This is a genomic window from Streptomyces sp. NPDC107559 (assembly GCF_055657365.1).
Window position 1 is genome coordinate 169,160 of record NZ_JBVKBD010000015.1, and the last position, 18,845, is coordinate 188,004.

An 18,845-nucleotide genomic window follows, 5' to 3' on the forward strand; every position below is an offset into this window, starting at 1 on the left:
CGCCGGGCGGCGGTCACCGTCGTGCGCTCACCTCACGGTGCGAGCCGGTATTCGCGTCGGTCTTCACCGTGAGCGGCTGCCAGGTCACGCCCCCGTCGTAGGAGACCTCGACGGTCAGCTCGGCGTGTCGGCCGGTTCAGGTGGTGCGCAGGTTCCCGGTGGTCATGGCCAGCAGGACCAGGGCGTCGTGCTCGGCCGTTCCGGGCGGGGCCTGGTAGAGCAGGATGCGTTGACCGTCACCGGCAGCGGTGAGCACCTCGTTGGCGAGGGTGATCCGGCCGATCGCCGGGTGGCGGAACGCGGTCTCTCCCGCGCGTTTGACCCACACCTCGTGCCGACGCCACAGAGCGGCGAACTCGCCGCTGGCCGAGGACAGTTCGTCGACCAGCGCGGCGGTGCGCCCGGGCGCGCTCAGTTCGGCGGTGTGCAGGTGCGCGACGCAGTTGCGGGCCACCCGGTCCCAGTCGGCGAACAGGGTCCGCGCGCTCGCGTGCAGGAAGGTGTACCGGATCGTGTTGCGCTGTGCCGACGGCCAGCCGCCGAGCCCGGGCATCAGGGCAAGGCCTTCGGGATTGGCGGCCAGTACGTCGTTGACGTCGTCGAGCACGTAGGCCGGGCTGGGCCGGACCGACTCCAGCAGCAGCCGCAGGCCGGGGCCGGCCGGGCGCGGGTCGGCGGGCCGACGGCGCGGTGTGCGCCCGGCGACCTGGTCGGCGAGGCCGAGCAGGTGGGCGTGCTCGTCGGCGCTGAGACGCAGTGCCCGGGCCAGTGCGCTCAGTACGGCGTCGCTCGGCGCGGTCTCCCGGCCCTGCTCGATCCGGATGTAGTAGTCCACGCTCACGCCGGCCAGCGCGGCCAGTTCCTCGCGGCGCAGCCCCGGTGTGCGCCGGGCGCCCGGCCCGGTGGGCAGCCCGACCTCGGCCGGGCCGATCCGACCCCGCCGGATCCGAAGGAAGTTGGCCATCGCGTTCACGCGTCGAGTTTCCCACGGTCGGCCCGCTCCTGGGTGGCCGTGCCGCACCTAGGAAGGACGCGGCCTGCCCCGGGACCGGTCCTGCGGTGCAGTCTCGGATCATGACTGAAGCGATCATCATCGGTGGCGGCTCCGGTATGGGTCTTGCCCTGGCCCGGACCCTGCTCGCCGAGGGCATGGATGTGACGATCGTCGGCCGGACCGCGGACCGGCTGACGACGGCTCGAACGCAACTGGAGCGTTCCGGGCACGGGAAGATCAGCACCGTCGTGGCCGACATGACACGGGAGGAGGACGTGGCCGCACTGTTCGCCGGGGTGGAGCGGGTGGATCATGTCGTGGTCACCGCGGCCGACGCGACCGGCGTGTACGGCCGGACCGCCGACCTCGCCACCGAGGCCGCCCGGTCCGTCGTCGACACCAAGCTGCTGGGTGCCTGGCTGGTCGGCAAGTACGCGAGCGGGCGGGTCACCGGCTCGATCACATACACCTCGGGCATCAACGCGTACCGGCCGAACGGGTCGAACACGATCATGGCCGCGGCCAACGGCGCCCTCGCCTCGCTCGCTTACGGGCTGGCGATCGAGCTGGCACCGGTGCGGGTCAACGTGGTCTCTCCCGGCTGGGTGGACACCGCCCTCTGGGACCAGCTCGGCATGGACAAGGAGGCGGCCTTCGCCGCGATGGCCGAGCGGCTGCCGGCGCGTCGTATCGGCACCCCCGAGGACATCGCCCAGGCGTTCTCGTCGGTGATGCACAACGGCTTCATCACCGGAACCGTCCTGCACGTCGACGGAGGTCACCGCATCACCTGACCCGGGACGCCTCGGTGCAGGCCTTGGATCCCTTGCAGTTCTGAAGGGCCGTCAGCGTGGCGTGCAGGCTGGCGCGTTGGCCTTCGGGGAGGGTGGAGGCGCGATTGCGCAGTTGGTCGGGGTCGGCCCTGACGTCGTAGTACTCGCGTTCGCCGTCCGCGTACTCCACCCACAGCGCGTCCGGTGTGCGGATCGCCTCGTAGCTGGGCGGGTTGCCGCCGTTGTCGGCCACCGCGTCCGGGTCGCCCGCCTTGGAGCCGGGACGGTGGTGTTCGATCAGCGCCGCCTGACGCCAGTCGCCGACCTGCTCACCGTGCAGGACCGGGGCGAGGCTGAGGCCGTCCACCGTGGCGGCCGGGGTGACTCCGGCGAGGTCCTGGAACGTCGGGGCGAGGTCGATGTTCTCCGCCGGCCGAGACGTCTTCCCGCCTGCCGCCACGCCGGGACCGGCGACCACGAGGGGCACCCGGACGTCGGTGTCGTACGCGGTCTGCTTGCCCGGGCGCAGCCGGTGCTCGCCCATGTGGAAGCCGTTGTCGGAGCTGAAGACGAGGTAGGTGTTGTCGGCGATGACCTTGGTCTTCAGCTCACCGCGCAGGCGCCCGATCATGTCGTCCACCGCCTGCACCGAGCGCACCCGCCTGGCGAACTGCCGGTCGATCGACCGCTTCTCCTGGTCGGACAGCGGCTTCAGCGCGTCCTGCCACTTCGGCTTCGGTGCGGGCGGGGTGTCGTAGGCGGCGGTGCGCGGCGCCTTCAGGTCCGGGAAGGAACCGGCGTCGCGCGGAGCGGGTGTGGCGGGGCCGTGCGGCGCGAAGGTTGCCAGCTCCAGCATGAACGGCTGCTTCGCCGCGACCGAGGCGTCGATGAACGACGTCGCCTTCCGCGACACCACGTCGGTCAGGTAGTCCTCGGAATCGTGCCCGTACGGTACGACCTTGCCGTTCTCGTTCAGCTTGTAGTCGAACTCGGGGTACCCATTGCCGGCGGTGTCCCACTCGTCCCACCCCGGGGGCACGTACGGCTTGTCGGTGCCGTTGGTGTCGGCGGGCTCGTAGCCGTTGAGGTACTTGCCCATGAAGCCGGTGCGGTAGCCGGCCTTCTGCATGGCCGGGCCGTAGCTCTTGCCCTCGTCACCCTTGCGGTTGAACGCCTGGTAGCCGCCGTCGCTGCCGTTGTTGGTGAACACCCCGGTGTTGTGCGGGAACTGACCGGTCAGGATGGACGAGCGCGAGGGGCAGCACAGGGAGTCGGTCACGTAGTAGTCGGTGAACGACATCCCGTCCTGCTGGAGTTGCCTGACGTGCGGCATGTACGGGATGAGGTTCGTCGCCAGGTCGTCGGTGAGGACGAAGACGATGTTGGGCCTGCCCCGGGCGGCCGCGCTGCCGGCGCTCGCCGTGGGCCCCGCGTCCCGAGCCGGCACCCCGGGGAGCGTCGTACACGCCCCGAGCAGCAGAGCGGCCAGTCCCACGCCCATGGCGCTGCGTACCGGGCGGCGAGGTCGTTGACCATGCATGACTACGTGTCCTCCTGGGAGCGGGCATCCACCGGCGGACCGTAGGGAGCGAAATTGTGGAATCTCTGTGGCGCGAGGGGGCCGATGAGTTCGACGTCCTCGAACGGTCTACCCGGCGACACGACCGTTCTCGACAGGAGTGCCATGTCCACCATCCAGCCCGTGATCCTGACTGCCGACCTCGACGTCCTGCTCGGCTTCTACACGGAACTGTTCGGCGCCGAGCAGATCTTCCGGGTGCCGGAGGAAGGCCCGGCCTTCTACGTCGGCCTGCGCATCGGGGACTCCGACCTCGGGCTGGTGGCCAAGGCGGACCCGGAGGCCGGGGCGGCACCGCGGATGCTGCTGAGCATCGCCGTCGACGACGTCGACGAGACGCTCGGCCGGGTGGAGGCGCTGGGCGGCTCGGCCGACGGCGGCCCCAACGACATGCCGTGGGGACAGCGCGTCGCCCACATCAAGGACCCCGACGGCAACCCCGTGAACCTCACCCAGCCGACGTGATGCGCCGTCGGACACGCGGATTGAAACCCGACTCCCGCATGAAAGAGGCGAGTTGGGAACTTTCTCCCTCAGCCGTATCACAGTCCGCCGCCCGGCGCCACCGGCCCCGACCGGATGCCGGAGCATGGGACGGTCCGCGCCAGGACGGCCGTCCCGTGCTCCCGGTCCGCTCCGGCAGCCCGAGATGAGGCCGTAGTGTTCCTACGGCTACGGCTACGGCTACGGCTACGGCTACGGCTACGGCTACGGCTGCTCGCCACCCAGGGCCGATGTGCTGTCGTGGCCGCCCCAGCCGCCGGGGGTGCGCCACAGGACGTGGACGCCGAAGACATCGCGCAGGGTGTCGGTGGACCAGTCCTCGCCGGGCGGTTCGGCGAGGACCAGGTACAGGCGGTCGGCCGGTGCGGGCAGGGTGCGGTTGATCTCCAGGAGGCGGGCGGCTCCCGAGCGGAGGTCGGCGTGGGTGGTGTGGCCGGCGCCGAGGATCTCGTAGAGGAAGTGGCCGTCCTCGTCGACCCGGCTGACGTCGACGACCGGTGAGTCGGTCGGCTGGAGGTCCGCCCACAGCAGGTCCGACATCAGGGCGTGGCGTACCGCCTCGTGCTTCTTGCACGTGCGGTCGGCGGCGGCCGCCGCCTCCAGCGTGTCCAGCAGGCCCTTCGGCGTGGGTGCCGGTGCGGCGGGCAGGGCTTCGACGGGCGTCATGGGCTCGGCTTCCTCGTGTGCGGGCTGCGGTGCGGCCGGTGCGGGTGCGGTCTGCGGCTCGGGCTGGACGTTCAGGCGCCGGCGCAGTGTCTCGCGGGCCTCGGCCAGGGGCTGGGTCCAGCCGGCGCGTGCGAGGTCCGCGCGGAGCCGGCTGGGGTGGAGGGTGTCGTCCTTGAGGGCGCGGTTGGTGGTGGTCGCGAGGTCGCGCAGCAGGTTCAGCCGGTGCTTGTCCGGGGAGCCGAGTATGCGCCGTACGTCCACCCAGTCCGCCTGGTCGCGGCGCAGGACGCGGTTGGCCATGCCCTTGAGCTCGGAGAGGCGTTCGCGGGCGTCGTGCGGGACGCTGCCGTCGTCGCCGGTCAGTTCCTGCAGGACGTCGAGCGCGGCCGCGTACCGTTCGGCCATCCTGGGCGAGATGGGCTGGCGTCCGCGCTGGTCCGCGGTGAGCAGGCAGTGGTGCCGGTCGTGGGCGAGCACCCAGCAGTCCAGTTCGTCGCCGGTGTGCGGGGGAGTGGAGCCGTGGCGGACGGCCAGGGCCAGGGGGGCGTCGGTGAGGGGGGCGAGGGCTTCGACCCGGTAGCGGCCGCCCGGTCCGGGGCCCAGGACGCGCACCCGGAAGTCGGTCCCGATCTCGGGGAGTTCACCGTTCGTCATGGCGGGTCCGGTCTGGATGGGCAGGGGTGCGGTGGTGTCGTCGGTGCTCGTGAGGGCCTGCGGGAGCGGGGAGGTGTGCAGGACGGTCAGGCTCTGGGTGCTGCGGGTGAGAGCGACGTAGAGCTGGCGCAGGCCGGCCGGGCCGCGGTCGGCGATGGTGGCGGGTTCGACGACGAGGACGTGGTCGTACTCCATGCCCTTGGCCTGGGCGGCGGCCAGGACGGACACGGCTTCGCGCTGTTCGTCGCCGAGGCCGGGTGCCTGGTGCAGCCGGCGGCTGATCTCGTCGAGCCAGCGGGAGTCGTCGGGGACGATGACGGCCACGGAGCGCAGGGTGGATCCGTCGGTGGTGCCGAGGAGCCGGGTGGCGTGCTCGACGGTGTCGTCGAGGAGGTTCCACGGGTCGGTCGCCAGCGTCCGCACGGCGCTCAGGCCGGCTTCGCGGATGGCCCGCGGGTAGGGCAGTGCGGGGGCGACGGCGCGGGCCAGGGGCGCGACGAACTTCATGATCTCGGCGGGAACGCGGTAGCTGGTGTTCAGTTCGGCGACGCGCCAGTCGCCCTGGTCGGACAGCAGGGCGCCGAGCCGGTCCCAGTCGGTGTAGGCGTGGGGGCCGGTGGCCTGGGCGAGGTCGCCCAGGACGGTCATGGAGCCGTTCACCGCGGAGCGTCTGCGCAGGGAGCGGGCCTGCATGGGGGTGAGGTCCTGGGCCTCGTCGACGACGATGTGCCCGTAGCGGTGTGGAGTCTCGCCGGTGATGAGGTACTGGAGTTCCTCCAGGCAGACGTGGTCGTGGAGGGTCCAGGGGTCGGCGTCGGCCCTGTCGGCCCGGGGGCGGTGCAGGGCGGCCTGCTCCGGGGCCTCCAGGATGCCGTCGGCGCAGGCGCGCAGCAGTTCGGGCGAGTCGTACAGGCTGCGCAGTGTCTCCCGGGCGCCGGGGGAGGGCCAGACGCGTTCGATCAGGCGCTCGACCTGGCGGTTGCGTTCCAGGTCACGGCGGATGGTGGTGTCGCGGCTGCGGCGCGGGGCGACGGCGACGAGTTCCTGCAGCAGGCGGTCGACGAGCAGGCTGCGGAAGCGGTCGCGGCGCTCACGGTAGGAGCCGTCGCCCGCGCGGACGTCCGTCAGCAGGGTGAGGACCTCCGAGCGCGGTATGCGCAAGGTGGTGCTGCCGGCGGTGACGGTGAACTCCGGCGTGGCGTCCTTGTAGGAGGGGGTGGTGGTGAAGTCGTCGACGGCCTCCGGGCGGCACTCCCGCTCGACCCGTCTGCGCAGGACGGCCGCCATGCGCTCGTCGGACTTGACCGTCTGCGCCCGGGGGGTGTCGGTGCCCAGGATCTCGCCGTCCCACAGGCGCGACAGCTGCACGGCGTTGACGTCGCGGGTGCCGAGGGTGGGCAGGACCTGGCTGACGTAGTCCAGGAACTGCTGGTGGGGGCCGATGACCAGGATGTCCTGCGCGGTGAAGTGCTCGTTGTTGACGAGCCACGTCACGCGGTGCAGGCCGACGGCGGACTTGCCGGTACCCGGCCCTCCCTGCACGACGAGGATGTCCGCGGGCGATCCGGTGACCAGGGCCATCTGGTCGCGGCGGATGGTCTCGACGATGTCGCGCATGCTGCCCCTGCGGGAGCGCTGGAGCTCGCGCAGGAGGAAGTCGTCGGGCGGCTGCGGTTTCTGCCGGTGCAGCCGTGCGACATCGGTCGGGGTGCGAGCCGGCGGCCGGGTCCTGGCCGGCTGCCGTACGTCGTCCGCCGCGTCCTTCGCGGTGCCCGGCCGGTCGGCGCTCCGCGGGTGGACGCCCTGCTGGTCGGTGTCGTCCAGGGCCGGCCGCGGAGCGGGGACGACGAGGCTGATGTCGTCGGCATAACCGTCGACGCGCTGCCGCGTGCAGCGCAGCTGCCGGCGCAGGACGATGTCGCCCGGTTGCTCGGGCAGCGCCTGTGCCCACTGCCTCGCCTGCGGGGTGGTCCACAGCACCACCACGGTGTCGCGCGTGTGGACGTCGGAGACGGCACGCCGTCCGACGTACCAGGTATCCGGCTCCCCGCCCGGGGCGTCCTGGACGTCGACCCGGCTGATGACCAAGGAGGCGTCCCCGAGACCGCCGTACGCGGCGGCCTTGTCCTCGGCGTCGATGCGGTTGGCGACACTGTCCTTGCCGCTGGCCGAGGCCGAGGCGGTCGAGCCGTCGGACAGTTCGGCCAGCCGCTCGTGGTAACAGCCGTAGGCGCGATCCACCGCCTTCTGTTCGACGGCGATGATCTCGTCGCGGTTGGTGGTGCTCATGTGTGTGCTTTTCCCCTCCCTTGCGGCACCTCGGAAGGCGCCGCGCCGGGCACAGCCCGGTCCCCAGCGAAAGACATATCAGACCCGGCGAGCATTCCGGGCGTGCATGTGGAGGATTGACGAAGGGTCAGGTGCGCGGGAGCCCGACGAGATCACCGGCCTGCGCACGCCGGGCCTGGACCCGGTCGAGGAGCTGCCGTCAAACCGGTGGCGTCGCCGTGGACGAGCCTCATAGCGTGTGGGTTCGTGACGGATGATCCGCAGCTGCCCCTGGATCGACATGACCTCGGTCGGGTGTTCGACGAGGTGCCGGAGCTCTACGACCGGGTCCGGCCGGGGTATCCCGACGAGCTGTTCGCGGACCTGGTCGCCGTCACCGGCTTGGACGCGGCGTCGTCGGTGCTGGAGGTGGGCTGCGGTACCGGCCAGGCCACGCGCTCGCTGGCGGCGCTCGGATGCCCGGTGACCGCGGTCGAGCCCGGCGCGGGCATGGCCGCACTCGCTCGCCGGCGGGTCGACGCCTTCGGCAACGTCGAGGTCGAGACGTCGACGTTCGAGGAGTGGGACGACCGCGGCCGACGCTTCGACGTCCTCGTGGCTGCGTCGTCGTGGCACTGGGTCGACCCGTCCATCGGCTGGCCACGAGCGCACGACGTCCTTCGGCCGGGAGGCTGGACGGCCCTGCTCGGCAACGTCGTCGTCCGATGGCCGGGAGAGCCTGAGGTGTACGCCGGGACCGCCGATCTCCACGAGCGATTCAGCCCGGGGAACCCCGGCTGGGGCCATCCTCCCCTGGAGGACGACGTACGCACCACCGGCGAGGGCTGGGGGCTGGTCGACGACCCCGGAGAGTTGTTCGGCCCGACGACCGTGCGCTGGTACCCGACCGTCCAGTGGTTCGACGGGGAGGGCTTCGCCGATCACCTACGCTCGACGTCGCTGTACCGCAGGCTCGACCGCGACGTCCGTGAGCCTCTCCTCGACGCCGTCGCCGAGCGCATCCGCACCCGGATGGGCGACCGGGCGGCCCGCCGGTACCTGAGCGTCCTGCGCGTCGGACGGCGGGCCGGGTGAGCCCCGTGGTGCGGGACGGCCCGCGCGGGCCCGGCCCGGGTCGGACGACCCCGGCACGGGCCGCGTTTCGTGTGCCGCTCAGTTCGCCATGCGGGCGAACATGCCGGGCTCGTAGGAGCCTCCCGGGTTGTGCACGATCACGTTCATCCGGGTGGCCGCGTTGATGAGGGAGACCAGGCAGACCAGTGCACCGATCTGGTCGTCGTCGTAGTGCTTGCGCACCCCGGCCCAGGTCTCGTCGGACACGCCGTGGTCGCCGAGCCGGGTGCCCTCCTCGGCGAGCGCCAGCGCGGCCCGTTCGGCCTCGGTGAACACGGTGCTGTGGCGCCAGGCGGCGACCAGGTTGAGCCGGAGCGCGCTCTCGCCCGCGGCCGCGGCCTCCTTGGTGTGGGCGTCGACGCAGAAGCCGCAGCCGTTGAGCTGGCCGACCCGCAGTTGGACCAGCTCCCGCAAGGTCTTCGGAAGCGTCGATTCTTCCAGGGCCGACGAGGCGTTGAAGAACCGCTTGGCGACCTTCGCGGCGGTCGGGCTGGCGAGCAGGTTGAAACGGGGTTCCATGAAGCCGTCCTCATTCGTGGTGTCGTTTGCTGCCGCACTGGACGGACACAAGATGTCGACGGCCCGTTCTTTGTGACAGGGCGGGGATGTGGCGTGGGTCACCGCCCACGGATGTCACAGAGCGGTGCGGGCCGGCGTCTGGTGTACAGCGCAGTCGACAGCGGACGGGCAGGAGCCGGTGATGAACGACCGAACCACGAGCGACGGGACGAAGGACACATCCGGGCCGCTCGCCCGTGGTGACCGCATGGACAGCGTCACCCGGGCGTTCGTCGCCCACCGCAGCCTGCTGTTCACCGTCGCCTACGAGATGCTCGGCTCGGCCGCCGACGCCGAGGACGTCCTGCAGGAGACCTGGCTGCGATGGGCCGGCGTCGATCCCGGCACCGTGCGCGACCCGCGTGCGTACCTGGTCCGGATCACCACCCGGCAGGCGCTGAGCCAGCTGCGTACGCTCGGCCGGCGCAGGGAGTCCTACGTCGGCCCCTGGCTGCCCGAGCCGCTGCTGACCACGCCCGACGTGGCCGAGGACGTCGAGCTGGCCGACAGCGTCTCGATGGCGATGCTGCTGGTGCTGGAGACGCTCGCACCGACCGAGCGGGCGGTGTTCGTGCTGCGCGAGGTCTTCGACCTCGGGTACGACGACATCGCCGAGGCCGTCGGCAAGAGCCCGGCCGCGGTCCGCCAGATCGCCCACCGGGCACGGGCCCATGTCGCCGCGCGCCGACCGCGCGGGGTCGCTTCCGCCGCCGAGACCCGCCGTACCGTCGAGGCGTTCCAGCGGGCGGTCGAGACGGGCGATTTGCAACGCCTGCTCGACATCCTCGCGCCGGACGTCGTCCTGCTGACCGACGGCGGCGGAGTCGTACGGGCCGCGCTGGCACCGGTCGTGGGGGCCGACGAGGTGGCCCGCGTGCTGGGCAGGATCGCCGCCGCGGTCTCGCTGCAACCGACACAGGTCAACGGCGACCCGGCGCTGATCGTCCGGCTGGGCGGCGAGATCGACACCGTCCTGGCGCTGCGCGTCGACGACGGCCTGGTCACCGGGCTCTACGCCGTGCGCAATCCCGAGAAGCTGTCGCATCTGGGACGGGAGACCACCTTGCGCCGCTGAGTCCGCGACCTTCAGGAACCCGACGGAGCGCGGAAGGCCCGCTGTCGGTTCGACAGCGGGCTTCAGCCTTGCTGCGGTGACGGTCAGGGCCGCTCGTTGAACGGGGTCAGGCCGATGTTCTCGGCGTTCACGAGTACCCAGAAGTCGTTGGCGAGACCCTTGGTGACCCACTCGTAGGGCATGTAGCCGTAGCCCCCGTCGCCCCAGGAGGTGCCCCAGGAGTTGCGGATGACGAGTGCGCCTGTAGTGGTGCTGCCGTCGCTCGGGCTGGTCACGACACGGCTGTCGTCGTAGCCGACAGCGACGATCGCGTGGCCTCCGAGCACGCTCTCGTCCGGCTTGGGGAACGGGATGTCGCCTCCGGTGGCGTGCCGGATGCTGGTGTAGACGGGGAACCCGAACATCGCGGGCAGTCCCGTCGCGAGGGTGGCCTTGATGTCTGTGAGCAGGTCGCCGCGGTCGGTCGCGGGCGGGTCCAGGCGGTAGTACTTCAGCGCCTGGTAGTTCCCGCCGAAGGCGTAGCAGAACGCGGGCGGTTCGTCGTCGAAGAGGTCGGTGCTGTAGGGCCAGAACTTCTCCGGCGGAGCACCGAAGAGTGCCAGCGCTCCCATGGTGGAACGCAGGTACGCGCCGGTGTCGCCGTGGAGTTGGAGGTAGTTGCGCGTCGCCTTGTAGATGAAGCGGCGGGAGGCAGGGGTGTAGGAACCGGTGGACTGGATCTCGAAGTACTCCAGCACTCCGGCGGCGGCGTTGGCCGTGCACGAGCCCAGGTGGCCCTGGTCCGCGATGGGGGAGCACTTCGGCCTGAGGTCCACATGAGGGGGCGACGCGCCGAAGGCGCGGGGGCGGATGCCCACAGAGCCGAGAAGCTTGTCGACCTGCGGTGAGTCCTTGGTGTAGTCGCGGATGTCCGGCGGGTCGGGTATCCAGCCCATCCCGCCGACTGCTCCGTTGACCTGTGCGTTCATGAGTGGTCCTTCCTCCAGAGGGGGACGGCAGGACGCAGGCATATGACTGAGTCATTCCGTCGTGTCCGGTATATGCCTCTGTGGAGGGTGTCGCGATCACGGCCGCACCAAGCGGGTGACGGGCGGCCGACTTCACCCCGGCTCCGGGTGGCTGGAAGTTCCGGGCGGTGGGCCAGGGACATACGGACAGCCTGGTGTGCCACCCCGGCGGCCCAACGCCAGTGGACTCGACCCGGCTCGAAGTCTCCAATGGTGCCATGACCAAGGGAGAACCCGACTCCGACAACGACGTGGCTGGAAAGGGAAGGTCATCCTGGGCGCAACGCGTCACCGCGCACGTGGCCCATCTCCAGGCAATGCTCAACAGAAGGGAGGAGGTATCCGACCTGTCATCCGGGGACCAGAAGATCGCGGAGAAGGTGAAGATCCATCTGGCGGTTGCCAGGAATGCGGCCGGCGGCTGGAACAACCCCGTTTCGATGGTGACCGGTTCGCGTATCGACCGGGCGTATTCCAATGTGCACAAGGCCGAGGTGAAGCTTCTCAAACTGGTACCGGACGACGAGGGCGAGCTGAAATGGGTCGGGACCGTCGTCCTCGCTCAGGCCAGACAGCACCTCGGTCCCAACGATCCCAGACTGGTGGCGCTGGAAGACCGGTTGGGGAACAGCGGCCAGGAGATGGGTCCGGACCTGAAAGAGTTGGCCATCGCCACCCTGCTCGCCGCACACGAGGCGGAGGAAGTGGAGCGGGCCCAGGCCCGAAGCTTCCGTAACGTCCTGCTCGCCGCTGTCGTCGCCACGGGTGTCGTGGCCGCGTTGTTCATCATCTGGAATTTCAAGAGCAATTCGGCGATTTCCTCCTTTCTCTGCTTCAGTCCCCCGAGCGGGCAGGTCTGCCCCACCGGTGGAGAAGCCAGTAAAGTTGACGCTTTGATCGTGGAGGGGTTCGGTGCCGGCGCGGCAGCCTTGGCGGGCTCGCTCGCCATCAGAAACATCCAGGGCACGAACACTCCGTATTCGATTCCGGCCATGCTCGTCCTCCTGAGACTCCCTGTCGGCGCCCTCTCGGCCTTGTTCGGGATCGTCCTCATCAACGGCCAAGTCGTGCCAGGCCTCTCGAACTTGGATTCCACCGCCCAGATTGCCGCCTGGGCGGTGATTTTCGGAGTCGCACAGGAATCCGTCACGCGCATGATCGACACCCAGGGGAACAAGGTCCTGGGAAATATGCGCGGGCCGGAACGGGGTATCGGAAGCGACGACGCGAAGTGACGTCTTCGAGCCCGGCCGCCTGAGCATTGGGCCCGGCCGCCTGCGTTGGCGTCCCTGTGCCCGCGGGCGGACGATGAAGACAGGGGCTTTCGGCACCGTGAGTCCAGCACGGGCCGCGGTCGGCATGTGGAGGTCGAGATGACCCGCGCCGGTTCCATCGCATCGTCCCTCGCTCCCGACGGGCTCAAGCCGGGCGGGATCGAGTCGGAGAGCCATCCCTGGAAGATTCGGCTGGTCGAGCACCCCAAGCGCTTCGAGTCGTCGTTCTTCCGCGCCGCGAAGAAGACGGCACACAAGATTCTCGACGAGATGAGTGACGCTGATCTGCCGTACGGCTCCCGGCCCACCGGCTCCGGACACTGGGAGATGCACCACGGAGGCAGCCTCTGGGTCAAGGCAGAGCGCGGCTGGCGGATGTACCGGGCCCGGGTGGGCATCGAGTGGAGCATGCAGTTCTGCGCCGAACCGGTGAAGGTCGACCGCCTGCGGCAGGAAGCCGCCGAACTCGTCGACGCCTTCCCGCTGACCCTGCCGGCCCTCGCCGAACTGGGCTACGAGGAGGCCGCGGACCTCCTGCGCACCCCGATCACGGACGCGGACGGTGTGGAGGCGTGGACCGACTCACTGTTCAACGCGTGCGTGCCCATGACCCACGACAATCACCAGGGCATCCTGCCCAAGGTGCCCGGCGAGCACCACTATCCCTGGCCGGTCAAGGGGGCGGACTTCGTCCGGTACGACGACTTCCAGCTGTGGGTGACCCTGCCCGACGGCACCCACGGTGCGGTCGCTCCGGTGGACCGCCGGGGTTCCGGGGACGGACACGTCCGTCTGATGCACGTCCCCGAGGGCAGCCGCGCGGCGGACGCCCTGGCCGAGGCGCAGGACCTGGGCCTGATGGCGGTCCTGCCGCCGAACAGCTCGGCCGCGCTCCAGGCGTTCGCCGGGCAGATCGGCCCGAGCCGACGTACCGCGGCAGGCCCTCTGGCCGCTGACGGGACGCGTCACCACGACCCGGGCGCTCGCTAGCACGAGGAGCCGGTATGCCACGCAGGATCGTCATCTGCCTCGACGGGACGAGCAATCAGGTCGGAGCCCGGAACCCCACCAATGTGGTGCGGCTGTTCGAGATGCTGGAGGCGGACGACGCGACCCGCCAGCTCCTGTATTACGACCCCGGTGTCGGCACCATGTCCTCGGCGGTCGCCCGCGGCCCGGTCGGCCGTCGGCTCTCCCGCGTGTGCGGTCTCGCGTTCGGCACCGGGCTGAGGGCCAATCTCGCCGAGGCGTACACGTACTTGATGCGGAACTGGGAGCCCGGCGATCTCGTGTACGTCTTCGGCTTCAGCCGTGGTGCGTACACCGCCCGTGCGCTGGTGGGGATGCTCAACAAGCCCGGACTCATGCGGGTCGGCTCGGAGAATCTCGTCCCCTATGCCGTGGCCAAGTACGCCTTCAACCAGGACATCGACAAGAGCGAGCGGGAGGTGGCCCGGTTCTCGCACGCCTTCTGCCGGGTCATGGACCAGGAGCCGCTGTGGGCGGCGGTCAAACCCAACAATCCGAGACAGGTGTCCCGCTACGCGCTGCCGGTCGCCTACCTCGGTGTCTGGGACACCGTGAAGGCGGCGGGAATCCTCCGCCTGGGCGATCTGCAATGGCCCTACACCCACCAGCTCCCCAACGCCGCTCGCATCCGCCATGCCGTCTCCCTCGACGAGAAGCGGCGCCCCTTCCGTGAGTTCCTGGTGACACGTCGGCCCGAGCCACTGACGGAGACGGCGCAGGAGGTCTGGTTCGCCGGTGTCCACTGCGATGTCGGCGGTACCTTCGCCCATGAGAAGGGCGATCCCCTGCTCTCGACGGTCACCCTCAAGTGGGTCACCGACGGAGCCTGCCCGGACCTCGTCTTCCGCCCTGGAGCGTACGCCGACGCGTGCGCGGTGACCGAGGAGTTCGCCCACGCGGCTGTCCATCACAACGGTCCGCTCTGGGTCCTGGCCGGCGGTCGGCGGTCGCGCCGTGTACCGGAGGACGCCGTGCTGCACACGAGCGTTCGGCTGCGCCGGGAGCGGGACCCCGGGTACCGTCCGGATCTGCCGGATTCGAGCGAGCCGCGAGTCTGGGCCGACCCCGACTGGACCAAGCCCGCCCAGTAGGACTGGACGGGCTTGGTCAGACGTCGGTGCACGTCACCACAGGGGAGCCAGATCGGAGCCGAAGCGACCGTGGGCCGGGCGCTTCTCGAAATGCAGATGGGGGCCGGTGGAGTTTCCGGACGTACCCACCGCGGCGAGCTGCTGTCCGGCCCGGACCGAACCGCTGGTGACATCCCGACGGGACAAGTGGCAGTACCAGTAGTCGAATCCGCCCGATCTCAGGACGAGATAGTGGCCGAAGCTCTTGTCCTCCCCGGAGCGCACGGTACCGCTGAGGACGGCGACACAGGGCGTCCCTTGCGGGGCGGCGTAGTCCGCACCCGTGTGGTAGCCCAGGCTCCAGTGCCGTCCCTGCTTGTGATACGCGGTCGTCACGTTGTGTCCCGGCACGGGAGAGAGGACGCGACTGCCCGTACCCCGCGTCGCGGGGACCTTGAGCCGGTTCCAGGACTGCAGACCGGGTATGCCGTCGGCGTCGCTCGCCGAGAAACCGATCTTGCTCTGCCAGGCGGCGTAGGACTGGCGGTCGATGTCGGTCCACGCGGGGCCCGGACCCGTCGTGTACTTCCCGCATTTCTCCGCGACGAGGCGTCTGCCCATGGCCGTGATGATCGGACTGCGTCGACCCGTACGGAAGAACGCCGCTCCAGGGAACGGCTCCAGCGCAGGCATGATTCTCCTCCTCGACAGGCTCGATGGAGTGCGACGGTTGCTCATGGGACGCAGATCTCATGAGAGGGAGGTCGGCAGGGACGGGGGTCAGTAGCCATGCGGCGGGAGGTGCGGATTCGCCTGCTGGACTCGCGAGATGTCGCCGTACCTCTGCCAGATGTAGTTGATGGCGGCCGCCACGTTCGCCACCGGGTCGTAGATGCGGTTCGGCGTGCCCGCCTGATGATGCTCGGCGAACGTGCCGGGAATCACCTGCGCGTATCCGCGGGAGCAGTTGAGCCGTGCTCCGTCCGCCTGCCGCGGTCCGGTGGCGTTCACATCCCCCTGGTTCACCGCGTTGGCGTTGAAGCTCGACTCCCGCCTGATCAGGGTGAGCAGGTTCGCATCGTTGCCCGCTCCCGTGACCCACGCCGCCGGGGCGCCGGTCCGCTCGCACGCCTCCAGCGCGAACGGACGGGCGATGTCCTCGTCCACGCCGATCCCGGAGTTCCTGGTGCACAGGACCGAAGCCTTGGCTATCGAGCCGTGATGCCGGCAGTCCACCTGGAATCCGGCTCTGGCGCCGAGCTTCGTCAGGGACGAGCAGCCGGGAAATCCGTCCGCGGTCGAACCGGTGAGGCCGATCGACCGCTGCCAGGCGGCGTACGCGGACCTTGTCTGCGGGCCGAACTGGCCCGTGGCTCCAGCGGGGATGTTCAAACCGGCTGCGATCAGTGCGTGCTGTACGGCCTTCACATCGTCGTTGGTTTTGCCGAACCGTAGGTTCGAAAGAGAGACCATCGCGACCATCGCGCTCCTCCTCCGCTTGGAGGCCGATACATGGCCGGCCGTCGGGCGGCCCGGCGGGCGGCCTGCGATCAGACGTCAGGGAAGGGCCGGTCCCAACTCGGGCGCCTGGACGCACTGTTGGCGTCACTGTGGGAGAGTCCGGCTGCTGCCCTGATCGGCTGGCCCTGTGCGAACGAGGGCCAGGACCCGGGATCGACATGACTGTTCTCAGGTACATGGGCGTGTGCGTACCAGCCGCCGCGCAGGCTCCAGACGTCCGGTGAGCGGTCCGCGACGAAGCCGGTCGGGCGCCCCATGGGCCACTCGTCCGGAACGCCCCAGGAGCGTACCCATGCGTTGAGTTCGCTCCAGCCTTTGCAGGGGGAGTCCGTCAGCCTTGCGCATACCCGGTCGTCGACACGGCAGTGCGGGAAGAACAGGGCCTCGATCTGGAGCACCACCATGCCCGCCCGGTTGGTGCGCGTACCGCCCGGCCGGTCCTCGAGCGATTTGCTGCGGGAGGTGGCCGGGAAGAACTGCGCGAGAGCGCCGGTGAAGGGATCCCACAGGATATGCGGTGCCAGGTCCTTGCCGCCGTGGGTGAAGAAGCTCTGGAGGCGGGCGAAGGACAGCAGATCCTGTGGGGCGTCCGCGGTGGCCTTCCGGTCCGCGGTGATATGCGCGATCGCCTTCGGCGGAAAGGCCGGGTCACACGGTGAGTGATCGCCCAGGTCCGCCTTGATGGCTTGTGACATCCATACCTCGGGCATGTCTCCAGCATGCCGAACCGGATCGGGTCGTGCGACCGCAGATCCGTTCCAGCCGGGATACCTCGTCGAGACGGTAGGCTGGGGCAACTCTTGCTGGTGCATGCGGAATTGGCGTCGATATCGTCGACGGTCCGGCATGGCGTACGCAGGGCGGGGCGGTGGCCGGGACCGCGTCCGGGCGGGCTGGACCCGGCGGTGACGGCCGGCCGTGTCCGGAGCGGCCGGACACGGAGTTGCGGGCTTGTCATGTCTGGCGGAAACTGGGCTCATAGCACGCGCGCGCAGAAATCGCCCGTCGAAGCCGGAGCGTGATCCCCTGGAAGGGGAGAATCCCACGCTCACGGCAGAGCGACCGATCATCTTCCGGGTGGAGGCGCCCGTACGCCGCGACATCCCAAGTGGCGGATGTGCGTGCCCTTCGGGTAGTGATCACGTCGACTTCGCACGGTCTTCCTGCCGGCCACGATGTCCGCGCCCTTGTCCGACGCGGGTGTCGACGGCTCGTAGCGCAATCTGATGGGCCGACAGCATCGTTGTCACTGGCTCGACTTGGGGTGCGCGCAGGGCTGTGAGCGTCGGGCGGACGAGGTGCGCCGCTGCTGTCCACACCGTCATCCGCACCGAATCGGAGCGCATCCCATGAGCGACGACATCCGAGGAGCCATCCTCAGGCCCGCGGCCGCGACGCCGTGTGCGATCGTGCCACCGCATCTGCTCAACCACCTGGCCCGTGCCGAGAACCCGTCTCTGCGCGAGCCTGCCCGCCACACCCTGGCACTCGACGCGGCACAGCGTGTCCAGCGGAGGCTGACAGCCGAGATCGGTACGAGCGCCGCCCCGGCGGCCCGCGAGGCCGACCACCCCCAGCGCACCATCTGCGATGTCGAGCACCGGCAGGACCTGCCCGGCAAACGCAGGCGCGCAGAGGGCGAGGCGGACGTGCCGGACACCTCGGTCAACCACGCCTACGACGGCCTCGGTGCCACCTTCGACTTCTACCGCCAGACGCTGTCCCGCCTGTCCATCGACGGCTCCGGGCTTCCGCTGGACGCCAGCGTTCACTACCTCCAGGAGTACGACAACGCCTTCTGGGACGGCGAGCAGATGGTCTTCGGCGACGGCGACGGGCGCATCTTCGGCGACTTCACCCAGTCGCCCGACGTCATCGGCCATGAACTCACCCACGGGGTCACGCAGTACACGGCCAACCTGGCCTACGCGGGACAGTCCGGAGCCCTGAACGAGCATCTGTCCGACGTTTTCGGGTCCCTGGTCGAGCAGTACGCCAAGGGGGAGACGGCCGAGGAGGCGAACTGGCTGATCGGGGAGGAACTGCTCCGTCCCGACGTGCAGGGCGTCGCGCTGCGCTCGATGAAGGCGCCCGGTACCGCCTACGACGACGACGAGCTCGGCAAGGACCCGCAGCCTGCCCACATGGACGACTTTGTGCACACCTTCGCCGACAACGGCGGCGTGCACATCAACTCGGGCATTCCCAATCGCGCCTTCTACCTCACCGCGGCCCAGCTCGGTGGCCATGCCTGGGACGCGGCCGGCCGCATCTGGTACGAGGTGCTCACCGGTGGAGAACTCACTCCCGACGCCGACTTCACGTCCTTCGCGCGGCTGACGGTGGACACCGCCGACGCCCACGGTCCGCAGCAGCGCGACGCGGTGGTCCATGCGTGGGACACGGTGGGCGTATCCAGGGGCTGATCCCCGGCTTCGACAACGGCTGACCTGCTGTCCGAGGCTCGACGGCCCGGTTCGTCCGGGTAGGCCGTCCGGAGGCTTCCCGCTGGTGATCCGGATGATCAGCACGGACGATGGAGGCAGAGTCCGGCGCGGCGACAGCACCGCGAGGCAGTGCCGCAGCAGGTCGGCCGGGGCTCGCCGGAGGGTGCTGCACCCGTGCGGCGCCCAGTCATGGTCGAAGGAGACTTCCCAATGACGTTGTCAAGCCGCTGCCGTGACCGGTGGTGTGGCTTGGTAGCACGCTCCGTCGCGGATCATGGCCCACAGGACGTTG

At 69.9% G+C, this 18,845-nt stretch carries 16 protein-coding genes and 1 pseudogene; 8 read left to right on the forward strand and 9 right to left on the reverse strand.

Features of this window, described 5'->3' with window-relative positions:
• Positions 1 to 136: 136 nt before the first annotated feature.
• On the reverse strand, positions 137 to 964 hold the full coding sequence (locus tag ACZ7OY_RS34030) for a helix-turn-helix domain-containing protein (RefSeq protein WP_471915048.1): 828 nt from the start codon (positions 962 to 964) through the stop codon (positions 137 to 139).
• A gap of 110 nt (positions 965 to 1,074) precedes the next feature.
• Here ACZ7OY_RS34030 and ACZ7OY_RS34035 point away from each other — a divergent pair, with 110 nt between their 5' ends.
• Positions 1,075 to 1,788, forward strand: coding sequence for an SDR family oxidoreductase (locus ACZ7OY_RS34035; protein WP_471915030.1), 714 nt, complete (start codon positions 1,075 to 1,077; stop codon positions 1,786 to 1,788).
• Here the strand turns inward: ACZ7OY_RS34035 and ACZ7OY_RS34040 are convergent.
• Positions 1,781 to 3,307 (reverse strand): sulfatase family protein, encoded by a 1,527-nt coding sequence (locus ACZ7OY_RS34040; RefSeq protein ID WP_471915031.1) that lies wholly within the window; start codon positions 3,305 to 3,307, stop codon positions 1,781 to 1,783. The two genes, ACZ7OY_RS34035 and ACZ7OY_RS34040, sit on opposite strands and share 8 nt — an antisense overlap.
• Before the next feature lie 144 nt (positions 3,308 to 3,451).
• Here ACZ7OY_RS34040 and ACZ7OY_RS34045 point away from each other — a divergent pair, with 144 nt between their 5' ends.
• Positions 3,452 to 3,811, forward strand: a complete 360-nt coding sequence (locus ACZ7OY_RS34045; RefSeq protein WP_471915032.1) for a VOC family protein — start codon at positions 3,452 to 3,454, stop codon at positions 3,809 to 3,811.
• A gap of 243 nt (positions 3,812 to 4,054) precedes the next feature.
• Here ACZ7OY_RS34045 and ACZ7OY_RS34050 read toward each other — a convergent pair whose 3' ends face one another.
• On the reverse strand, positions 4,055 to 7,459 hold the full coding sequence (locus ACZ7OY_RS34050; protein WP_471915033.1) for an ATP-binding domain-containing protein: 3,405 nt from the start codon (positions 7,457 to 7,459) through the stop codon (positions 4,055 to 4,057).
• A 246-nt stretch (positions 7,460 to 7,705) separates the two neighbouring features.
• Here ACZ7OY_RS34050 and ACZ7OY_RS34055 point away from each other — a divergent pair, with 246 nt between their 5' ends.
• On the forward strand, positions 7,706 to 8,533 hold the full coding sequence (locus ACZ7OY_RS34055; protein WP_471915034.1) for a class I SAM-dependent methyltransferase: 828 nt from the start codon (positions 7,706 to 7,708) through the stop codon (positions 8,531 to 8,533).
• A 78-nt stretch (positions 8,534 to 8,611) separates the two neighbouring features.
• Here ACZ7OY_RS34055 and ACZ7OY_RS34060 read toward each other — a convergent pair whose 3' ends face one another.
• The gene (locus ACZ7OY_RS34060; RefSeq protein ID WP_471915035.1) at positions 8,612 to 9,091 is read right to left on the reverse strand and encodes a carboxymuconolactone decarboxylase family protein; all 480 of its coding nucleotides are present in this window, start codon (positions 9,089 to 9,091) and stop codon (positions 8,612 to 8,614) included.
• A gap of 181 nt (positions 9,092 to 9,272) precedes the next feature.
• Here ACZ7OY_RS34060 and ACZ7OY_RS34065 point away from each other — a divergent pair, with 181 nt between their 5' ends.
• Positions 9,273 to 10,205: an RNA polymerase sigma-70 factor gene (locus ACZ7OY_RS34065; RefSeq protein WP_471915036.1), complete on the forward strand. Its 933-nt coding sequence runs from the start codon at positions 9,273 to 9,275 to the stop codon at positions 10,203 to 10,205.
• A gap of 83 nt (positions 10,206 to 10,288) precedes the next feature.
• Here ACZ7OY_RS34065 and ACZ7OY_RS34070 read toward each other — a convergent pair whose 3' ends face one another.
• A complete protein-coding gene (locus ACZ7OY_RS34070; protein WP_471915037.1) occupies positions 10,289 to 11,173 on the reverse strand; it encodes a C1 family peptidase in 885 nt (294 codons plus the stop codon).
• Between the two features lie 257 nt (positions 11,174 to 11,430).
• Here ACZ7OY_RS34070 and ACZ7OY_RS34075 point away from each other — a divergent pair, with 257 nt between their 5' ends.
• The 3 genes from ACZ7OY_RS34075 (at position 11,431) to ACZ7OY_RS34085 (ending at position 14,606) form a co-directional block, all read left to right on the forward strand.
• Positions 11,431 to 12,447, forward strand: a complete 1,017-nt coding sequence (locus ACZ7OY_RS34075) for a hypothetical protein (RefSeq protein ID WP_471915038.1) — start codon at positions 11,431 to 11,433, stop codon at positions 12,445 to 12,447.
• 138 nt (positions 12,448 to 12,585) lie between these two features.
• On the forward strand, positions 12,586 to 13,476 hold the full coding sequence (locus ACZ7OY_RS34080; RefSeq protein ID WP_471915039.1) for a DUF6424 family protein: 891 nt from the start codon (positions 12,586 to 12,588) through the stop codon (positions 13,474 to 13,476).
• Between the two features lie 14 nt (positions 13,477 to 13,490).
• Positions 13,491 to 14,606 carry a DUF2235 domain-containing protein gene (locus ACZ7OY_RS34085; protein WP_471915040.1) on the forward strand — a complete coding sequence of 372 codons (1,116 nt, stop codon included), beginning with the start codon at positions 13,491 to 13,493 and terminating at the stop codon, positions 14,604 to 14,606.
• Between the two features lie 33 nt (positions 14,607 to 14,639).
• On the opposite strand, the gene ACZ7OY_RS34090 is transcribed toward ACZ7OY_RS34085, so the two are convergent.
• The 4 genes and pseudogenes from ACZ7OY_RS34090 to ACZ7OY_RS34105 all read right to left on the reverse strand — a co-directional run bounded on the left by ACZ7OY_RS34090 (position 14,640) and on the right by ACZ7OY_RS34105 (position 16,816).
• Complete coding sequence (locus tag ACZ7OY_RS34090; RefSeq protein ID WP_471915049.1) at positions 14,640 to 14,996, reverse strand: M23 family metallopeptidase; 357 nt, start codon at positions 14,994 to 14,996, stop codon at positions 14,640 to 14,642.
• 36 nt (positions 14,997 to 15,032) lie between these two features.
• Positions 15,033 to 15,275: pseudogene (locus ACZ7OY_RS34095) on the reverse strand (peptidoglycan-binding protein); the annotation flags it as partial.
• Positions 15,276 to 15,365: 90 nt separating this feature from the next.
• Positions 15,366 to 15,977: a transglycosylase SLT domain-containing protein gene (locus tag ACZ7OY_RS34100; protein WP_471915041.1), complete on the reverse strand. Its 612-nt coding sequence runs from the start codon at positions 15,975 to 15,977 to the stop codon at positions 15,366 to 15,368.
• A gap of 158 nt (positions 15,978 to 16,135) precedes the next feature.
• The gene (locus ACZ7OY_RS34105) at positions 16,136 to 16,816 is read right to left on the reverse strand and encodes a hypothetical protein (RefSeq protein WP_471915042.1); all 681 of its coding nucleotides are present in this window, start codon (positions 16,814 to 16,816) and stop codon (positions 16,136 to 16,138) included.
• A 639-nt stretch (positions 16,817 to 17,455) separates the two neighbouring features.
• Between ACZ7OY_RS34105 and ACZ7OY_RS34110 the strand changes: the two genes are divergently transcribed.
• A complete protein-coding gene (locus ACZ7OY_RS34110; protein ID WP_471915043.1) occupies positions 17,456 to 18,532 on the forward strand; it encodes a M4 family metallopeptidase in 1,077 nt (358 codons plus the stop codon).
• Positions 18,533 to 18,845: the final 313 nt, after the last annotated feature.